This window comes from Pseudomonas sp. TNT3 (assembly GCF_010095445.2).
Taxonomy (GTDB): Bacteria; Pseudomonadota; Gammaproteobacteria; order Pseudomonadales; family Pseudomonadaceae; genus Aquipseudomonas.
Genome location: NZ_WFGV02000019.1, coordinates 94,328 through 101,116, shown reverse-complemented (window position 1 = coordinate 101,116; position 6,789 = coordinate 94,328). Strand labels below are relative to the sequence as shown.

Annotated in this window: 6 protein-coding genes; 2 read left to right on the top strand and 4 right to left on the bottom strand. The window is 59.9% G+C overall.

The annotated features are described in order from the left end of the window. The 4 genes from GBC55_RS13885 to GBC55_RS13870 all read right to left on the bottom strand — a co-directional run. On the bottom strand, nucleotides 1-898 hold an 898-nt coding region (locus GBC55_RS13885), incomplete at its 3' end, for a protein-glutamate O-methyltransferase CheR (protein ID WP_247266908.1). Further along, nucleotides 895-1,431, bottom strand: a complete 537-nt coding sequence (locus GBC55_RS13880; RefSeq protein WP_162439231.1) for a chemotaxis protein CheW — start codon at nucleotides 1,429-1,431, stop codon at nucleotides 895-897. The genes GBC55_RS13885 and GBC55_RS13880, both read right to left, overlap by 4 nt. Further along, nucleotides 1,431-3,053 carry a methyl-accepting chemotaxis protein gene (locus GBC55_RS13875; RefSeq protein WP_162439237.1) on the bottom strand — a complete coding sequence of 541 codons (1,623 nt, stop codon included), beginning with the start codon at nucleotides 3,051-3,053 and terminating at the stop codon, nucleotides 1,431-1,433. The genes GBC55_RS13880 and GBC55_RS13875 overlap by 1 nt, the downstream gene beginning before the upstream one ends. Nucleotides 3,054-3,338: 285 nt before the next feature. After that, nucleotides 3,339-4,061: a tellurite resistance TerB family protein gene (locus GBC55_RS13870; protein ID WP_162439230.1), complete on the bottom strand. Its 723-nt coding sequence runs from the start codon at nucleotides 4,059-4,061 to the stop codon at nucleotides 3,339-3,341. A gap of 185 nt (nucleotides 4,062-4,246) precedes the next feature. Here GBC55_RS13870 and GBC55_RS13865 point away from each other — a divergent pair, with 185 nt between their 5' ends. Both GBC55_RS13865 and GBC55_RS13860 read left to right on the top strand, forming a co-directional pair. Continuing rightward, nucleotides 4,247-5,161, top strand: a complete 915-nt coding sequence (locus GBC55_RS13865; RefSeq protein ID WP_162439229.1) for a LysR family transcriptional regulator — start codon at nucleotides 4,247-4,249, stop codon at nucleotides 5,159-5,161. Between the two features lie 132 nt (nucleotides 5,162-5,293). Next, on the top strand, nucleotides 5,294-6,751 hold the full coding sequence (locus GBC55_RS13860) for a gamma-aminobutyraldehyde dehydrogenase (RefSeq protein ID WP_162439228.1): 1,458 nt from the start codon (nucleotides 5,294-5,296) through the stop codon (nucleotides 6,749-6,751). Nucleotides 6,752-6,789: the final 38 nt, after the last annotated feature.

Genomic DNA, 6,789 nt, shown 5'->3' with positions numbered 1-6,789 from the left:
CAAAAGGCCGGCTGCGAACCGGTAACGGTGTCACGTTGCGGACAGGGCGCTGCACCGGCAGCGGCGTCGGCGTCGGCACAAAAACGGGCGGCAGTTCGGGCGCGTTTTGGCGACTGAACGCAAAAGACTGCGGGATGCCGATCGAACGCATGCCGAAACGTCCCAACAGACTGCCTTCGGCCGGGCCGATAAACAGCACGCCATCAACGTGGGTCAGACGCTTCAAGACTTCAAAGACCTGTTGTTGCGTCGGCAGGTCGAAATAGATCAGCAGATTTCGGCAGAACACAAAATCATAGGGCGGCTCGTTGGCCAGCAAGACTGGATCCAGCAGATTGCCGACCTGCAATCGCACTTGCTCCAGAACACGCTCGCTGAGGCGAAAGCCTTCATTGTCGGGCGTGAAAAACCGATCGCGAAACTCGATGTCCTGACCGCGAAACGAGTTCTTGCCGTACAGCGCGCGCCGGGCTTTTTCCACCGAGAGGGGGCTGACATCCATTCCTTCGACTTTGAACTGATGGGGCTTGAAGCCGGCATCAAGCAACGACATGGCAATGGAGTACGGCTCTTCACCGGTGGAACACGGCAAGCTGAGAATCCGCAGAGCGCGCATGTTGTTGATGTCGCCCAGCCGCTTGATCGCGAGCTTCGCCAACGTGGCGAAGGATTCGGGATAGCGGAAAAACCAGGTCTCGGGAACGATCACGGCTTCGATCAGCGCTTGCTGCTCGTCCCGCGAACCTTGCAGTCGGTGCCAGTACGCATCGGCAGTGAGGTCACTGTTCGCGGTGCTGCGTTGGCGCACTGCCCGCTCGATGATCGCCGGCCCCACCGATGTCACGTCGAGGCCGATGCGCTCTTTGAGGAAATCGAAAAAACGCTGATCGCTGCTCATGGTCGCTCCTCAAGCAGTGCCGGATCCAGCGGTGGCGAGGGAAACAACAACCCGCGCACCCGCTCATCCAGCAAATCGGCGACCCGCACCCACTGCAGCAAACCCTGGGCATCTTCCCTCACTGGCCCCAGATAAGGCGCCTGGCGATTGTCCAAACCGTAGGGTTGAAACTCGGTCGGGTGGCAGCGCAAGGTATCAGTGGCTTGTTCCAGAATCAGCCCAAGCAATTGTGGGGCAACGGCTTCATTCGGGCGGTAATGAACAAGCACCAATCGGGTACTGGTGCGAACCTGCGCCGGTTCGCCGAAAGTCAGTGCACTGAGGTCGATCACCGGCACCACCGCACTGCGATAGGCAAACACCCCTGCTACCCAGTCCGGCGCCTTGGCTATCGGCTTCAACGGCAGGCGCGGCAGCACTTCAGCCACCTCGATGGCCTGCAGCGCATAGCGCTCGTTGCCGATGCGGAACACCAGAAACAGGGACTGCTTGGCCGGCATCACGGTGCCGCGCCTGGCCGCGAGTTCGCTCATCAGACTTTGAATCGCGAAACGCCGCTGCGCAGACCCACGGCCACCTGGCTCAGCTCATCGATGGCGAAGCTGGCCTGGCGCAGGGACTCGACGGTCTGGCTGCTGGCATCGCCCAATTGCACCAGCGCGTGGTTGATCTGTTCCGCGCCCGTAGCCTGGGCTTGCATGCCTTCGTTGACCATCAACACTCTCGGTGCCAACGCCTGAACCTGATGGATGATCTGCGACAACTGCTCGCCAACCTGTTGCACCTCGGACATGCCACGGCGCACTTCTTCGGAGAACTTGTCCATGCCCATGACGCCGGCCGACACCGCCGACTGGATCTCGCGCACCATCTGCTCGATGTCATAGGTGGCCACGGCGGTCTGATCCGCCAGGCGGCGCACTTCCGTGGCGACCACGGCAAAGCCACGGCCGTATTCACCGGCTTTCTCTGCTTCGATGGCGGCGTTGAGTGACAGGAGGTTGGTCTGATCGGCTACTTTGACGATGGTCACGACCACCTGATTGATGTTGCCGGCCTTCTCATTGAGGATCGCCAGTTTGGCGTTGACCAGGTCGGCGGCGCCCATCACCGAGTGCATGGTGTCTTCCATGCGGGCCAGGCCTTGCTGACCAGAGCCGGCCAGCACCGACGCCTGATCGGCGGCGGTGGAGACTTCCGTCATGGTGCGCACCAGGTCACGGGAAGTGGCGGCGATTTCACGGGAGGTCGCGCCGATTTCAGTGGTCGTCGCCGCGGTTTCAGTGGCAGTCGCTTGCTGCTGCTTGGACGTGGCAGCGATTTCGGTCACCGACGTGGTGACCTGCACCGATGAGCGCTGGGCCTGGGAAACCAGCGAGGTCAGCTCGGTCATCATATCGTTGAAGCCGGTTTCGACAGCACCGAATTCATCTTTGCGATCCAGGTTCAGGCGACCGCTGAGATCGCCGGTACGCATGATTTCGAGGATTTTCACGATACGGTTCATCGGCGCCATGATTGCGCGCATCAGCAGCAGGCCGCAGAGGCCGGCGGCCAGCACTGCAATCAGCAGGGACACGCCCATGATGACTTTGGCCGTGACCACGGCGCTATCGATGGCCACCATGTCATCGTCGGCGACTTTCTTGTTCTCGCGAATAATGTCGTTGAGCTTGGCGCGTCCTGCGGTCCAGGCAGGGGTCAATTGCTCATTGAACATCTTTGTCGCTTCGTCTTCCTGATGGCGTTTATGCAAATCAAGAACCGCCGTCAGGATCTTGTTGTAATCCTCGTGGAATTTTTCAAACTGGGCGAATTCGACCTTGTCTTCATCGGTAGTAACGGTGTTGCGATAGTTGCTCATCTGCTCTTGCAGGCGCGTCTCGAAGAGTTTGAACTCGGCGTCATCCTCCGCGGTAACACCTTGCCCTTCTTTGAGGCCAAGCATTTCCTGGATATGCAGGAAACTGTCGGACCAGGCCCCCCGAATCGCCGAGCTGAAGTACACACCAGGCAGCGCGTCGTCACGGACGCTGGCTTCGCTTTCTTCGATTTTCAGCAGACGGGAATAGGACACGATGACCATCAGAAACATGATGGCGATAATTACCGCAAAGCTCGCCAAAATGCGTTGGCGCAACGTCCAGTTCTTCACAGTCATTCCTCGGGGCCGTTTCAAATGTTGCGGAGTATAGCCGAGGGCGGTGTTTCATTTATAAGACGGATGCGCACCACTTCTCATCCTGGCCATGCAAACACCGGGATTGGCTCTGGAATGGGACTTTCCGCTATCTGGGAAGAGGAGTGTTAGTGTCGATTTGGTAGAGATGAGTGCTGGATGGGTCATTGATGGTGAAGAAGCTGCCGATAACCGCAAACGATCAAAAGATCGCAGCCTCGGCAGCTCTTAAACGGGGAAGACGATTTTCACGGGCGTTGCTTAAACCGAAGCCTGGCGCACCTGCTTTTCCAGTTCAGCCTTCAATCCCGGATCAAGCTTGAGCTGGCGAGCCAGTTCATCCAGGTAGGACTTCTCCATGAAGTTCTCCTCATCCACCAGCATCACGCTGGCGATGTACATCTCGGCGGCCATTTCCGGAGTGCTGGCAGCGCGAGCGACATCTGTTGGGTCCAGCGGTTTGTTGAGTTCGGCGTGCAGCCAGCGTTGCAACTCCTGATCGTTGTCGAGCTTGGTGAACTCGCCTTCGATCAGCGCCCGCTCGCGCTCATCAACATGGCCATCGGCCTTGGCTGCTGCCACCAGGGCCTTGAGGATTGCCTGGCTGTGCAGCTCGACTTGCGCCGGCGGCAAGCGGTCCAGGGTTTGCGGTTCAGTCTTCGCCCCGCCGCCCTGCTGTGCCTGCCAGTTGCCGTAAGCCTTGTAGGCAATGACGCCCAGCGCCGCGAGGCCACCGTAGGTCAGGACCTTGCCACCCACATTGCGGCCCTTCTTGCTACCCAGCAACAGGCCCATCGCGCCAGCGGCCAACGCACCGCCACCGGCGCCTGACAGCAGGCCGCCAAGACCACCCGAGCCAGCGGATCCGCCCAGCAAACCGCCCAATCCGCCGCTGGATGCCTTGTTATGGGAGCCACCAGCCTTCTTTTGCAACATATCCTGACCCGACCTGAGCAACTGATCGAGCAATCCACGGGTATTCATTTTCCGCCTCCAAAAATGGGGTTAACCGGACCATTAAGGCCACCAGCCTAGATCGAAAGTGCCCGGCCTCCGGAAGCGAGAGTGCTTCGAGATGTTGCGCGAGAAAGAACAGGCGACCGCAGACCATCGAAAAAAAAGATATACACTCATGTAAATATATAAAAACCGCCCACCGGGTAATTTTCATGATGACCTTGCGTCAGATTCGTCATTTCATCGCCGTCGCCGAAACCGGCTCCATCTCCGCCGCTGCACAAACCGCCTTCATCTCCCAATCCACCCTGACCCTGGCCATCCAGCAACTGGAGCAGGAAATCGGCGTCAGCCTGTTCAATCGCCACGCCAAGGGCATGACCCTGACCCACCAGGGGCACCAATTCCTGCGTCAGGCGCACCTGATCCTGGCGACAGTAGACAATGCCAAACGCAGCCTTCAACAAAGCACCGACCAGGTGGCCGGGCAACTGATCATCGGCGTAACCAGTCTGGTCGCTGGCTATTACCTGGCGGATTTGCTCACCCGTTTCCAGCGCGCTTACCCCAATGTCGAACTGCGCGTGATGGAAGATGAACGTCCTTACATCGAGCATTTGCTGGTCAGCGGCGAGATCGATGTGGGGGTGTTGATCCTCTCCAACCTGGAAGATCGCCACGCACTGCAAACCGAAGTACTGACCCACTCGCCCCATCGCCTGTGGCTGCCCGCCCAGCATCCGTTACTGGAGCACGACAGCATCAACCTGGCGGACGTCGCCCGCGAGCCATTGATTCAGCTGAATGTCGATGAAATGGACCGCAACGCTCACCGCATGTGGAGCGGCGCCGGCCTGCAACCACGCATCACGCTCAAGACCGCATCGACGGAAGCGGTTCGAAGCCTCGTTGCCGCTGGATTGGGCGTGTCCATTCAGCCGGACATGACCTACCGCCCCTGGTCGCTGGAGGGCGACATCATCGAAGCGCGCCCCATTGCCGACTTGAGCCAAACCCTCGATGTCGGCCTGGCCTGGCGCCGAGGCACCGCACGACCGGCCCTGGTCGACCCCTTCCTGACCGTGGCGCGGGAACAACCCCACGGCGGGCGCAAGCCATCTATTTAATCGAACGCCACCTTCAGTATTTAGTATTTGTCGACCTCGGGGCCTCGGACTAGTCTTGTTACATCTATATAAGACGGCCGGGCCTCAGTCACTGGGAGCACCATGGCCACACAAGAAAAGAGAACCCGAAAAATGGCTGGCGCGCAGACCCCGTTGTTCACCGCGTTGTTGATCGACGGCGAATTGGTCGCAGGACAAGGCTTTGTCGAGCCAATCCTTAACCCGGCCACTGGCGAAGTCCTGACCTCCATTGCCGAAGCCAGCACCGAGCAGGTCGAAGCAGCCATTCTCGCGGCCCATCGCGCATTCCCCGGCTGGTCGCGGACCACGCCGCAGCAACGCTCAGTGCTCTTGCTGGACATCGCCAACGCGATCGAAAAAAACGCCGACCTCCTCGCCCGCCTCGAATCCCTGAACTGTGGCAAGCCTTTGCACCTGGCCCGTCAGGATGATTTGAGCGCGACTGTCGACGTGTTCCGCTTCTTCGCGGGTGCCGTACGTTGCCAGACCGGCCAGCTCAGCGGCGAATACCTGCCGGGTTACACCAGCATGGTGCGCCGCGATCCGATTGGCGTGGTCGCCTCGATTGCGCCGTGGAACTACCCGATCATGATGGCCGCGTGGAAAATCGCCCCGGCCCTCGCCGCCGGCAATACCCTGGTCTTCAAACCTTCCGAACACACCCCGCTGTCGATCCTGGCGCTGGCACCTGCACTGGCCGAGATCCTGCCGCGCGGCGTGATCAACATCGTGTGTGGCGGCGGTGAAGGCGTCGGCAGCCATTTGGTCAGCCACCCGAAAGTGCGCATGGTGTCGCTGACCGGCGATATCGTCACCGGGCAGAAAATTCTCCAGGCCGCGGCAAAAACCCTGAAGCGCACGCATCTCGAACTCGGCGGCAAAGCCCCGGTGATTGTCTGCAACGACGCGGACATTCAGGCCGTGGTCGAAGGCGTGCGCACCTACGGTTATTACAACGCCGGTCAGGATTGCACGGCGGCGTGCCGAATCTATGCACAGGCCGGCATTCATGACCGACTCGTGGCTGAACTCGGCGCCGCTGTCAGCAGTTTGCGCTTCGCCGGCAAACGCGACGCCGACAACGAGATCGGCCCGCTGATCAGCACCCGTCAGCGCGACCGCGTTGCCAGCTTTGTCGAACGCGCTCTCGGCCAACCGCACATTGAGCGCGTAACCGGTGCGGCGGTGCACTCCGGTGCAGGCTTCTATTACCAGCCAACCTTGCTGGCCGGTTGCAAACAGAGCGATGAAATCGTCCAGCGCGAAGTGTTCGGGCCGGTCGTCACCGTGACCCGTTTCGATGAGCTTGAACAAGCGGTGGACTGGGCCAACGATTCGGAATACGGCCTCGCGTCGTCGGTCTGGACCCAGAACCTCGACAAGGCGATGCAGGTTGCCGCGCGCTTGCAATACGGCTGCACCTGGATCAACAGCCACTTCATGCTGGTCAGCGAAATGCCTCACGGTGGCCTGAAACGTTCGGGCTACGGCAAGGACCTGTCCAGCGATTCGCTCCAGGATTACAGCGTGGTGCGGCACATCATGGCCCGCCACGGACAGCATTTATGAAATGCGCACTACGCTAACAATTAGCCGTAAAGGCATTG